We start from the raw sequence: 1255 nt of genomic DNA, 5'->3' as shown, positions 1-1255 counted from the left end.
ACTGTAGTGGTTTACTGAATTTGGCCACCTGAACAGAGGTGATATGCTCACCTCAGAACAACACAGGTGCACCAATGAAAAGAAAAAATTTTAGTCCTGAATTCAGACGTGAATCAGCCCAGCTGGTTGTCGATCAAAATTACACAGCCGCTCAGGCAGCGAAGGCCATGGACGTTGGCCTTTCTACGATGACGAAATGGGTAAAACAGCTGCGTGATGAACGGCAGGGCAAAATGTCAAACGCCTCTCCAATAACCCCGGAACAAATCGAAATACGTGAGCTAAAGAAAAAGCTGCAACGTATTGAAATGGAAAACGAAATATTAAAAAAGGCTACCGCGCTCTTGATGTCAGACTCCCTGAACAGTTCTCGTTAATCGGGAAACTCAGGGCGCGTTATCCAGTGGCCTCTCTCTGCCACGTGTTCGGGGTTCATCGTAGCAGCTACAAATACTGGCAAAACCGTCCTGAAAAACCAGACGGCAAGCGGGCTGTATTACGAAGCCAGGTGATGGAGCTGCATAACATCAGCCATGGTTCTGCCGGAGCAAGGAGCATCGCCACAATGGCAACCCAGAGAGGCTATCGGATGGGACGCTGGCTTGCTGGCAGACTGATGAAAGAGCTGGGGCTGGTCAGTTGCCAGCAGCCTACTCATCGATATAAACGTGGCGGCCATGAACACGTCGCGATCCCGAATCACCTTGAGCGGCAGTTCGCAGTGACAGAGCCAAATCAGGTGTGGTGCGGCGACGTGACGTATATCTGGACAGGTAAGCGCTGGGCATACCTTGCAGTTGTTCTCGATCTGTTCGCGAGGAAGCCGGTGGGTTGGGCAATATCGTTCTCCCCGGATAGCAAACTGACGGCCAAAGCGCTGGAAATGGCGTGGGAAGCTCGCGGCAAGCCAGACGGAGTGATGTTCCACAGCGATCAGGGCAGTCATTATACAAGCAGGCAGTTCCGGCAGCTATTGTGGCGGTACCGGATCAAACAGAGCATGAGTCGACGTGGAAACTGCTGGGATAACAGCCCGATGGAGCGCTTCTTCAGGAGTCTGAAGAATGAGTGGGTGCCAGTGACTGGTTACGTAAGCTTCAGCGATGCAGCTCATGAAATAACAGATTATATCGTTGGGTATTACAGCGCGCTCAGGCCGCATGAATATAACGGCGGATTATCCCCCAACGAATCGGAAAATCGATACTGGAAAAACTCTAAAGTGGTGGCCAGTTTTTGTTGACCACTACACACA

1 protein-coding gene is annotated in these 1255 nt (G+C 51.2%); it reads left to right on the top strand.

The features are described from left to right. The first annotated feature begins 74 nt into the window (after positions 1 to 74). A protein-coding gene (locus tag ACG0Z5_RS23725) for an IS3 family transposase (protein ID WP_394451616.1) occupies positions 75 to 1243 on the top strand; the annotation gives its coding sequence in 2 pieces (ribosomal slippage) (positions 75 to 324 and positions 324 to 1243; 1170 coding nt in all). The last annotated feature ends 12 nt before the right edge of the window (positions 1244 to 1255 follow it).

This window comes from Scandinavium sp. M-37, from assembly GCF_043558715.1.
In the GTDB taxonomy this organism is placed as follows: domain Bacteria; phylum Pseudomonadota; class Gammaproteobacteria; order Enterobacterales; family Enterobacteriaceae; genus Scandinavium; species Scandinavium vulneris_A.
This window is presented reverse-complemented; position numbering and strand designations above follow the sequence as displayed.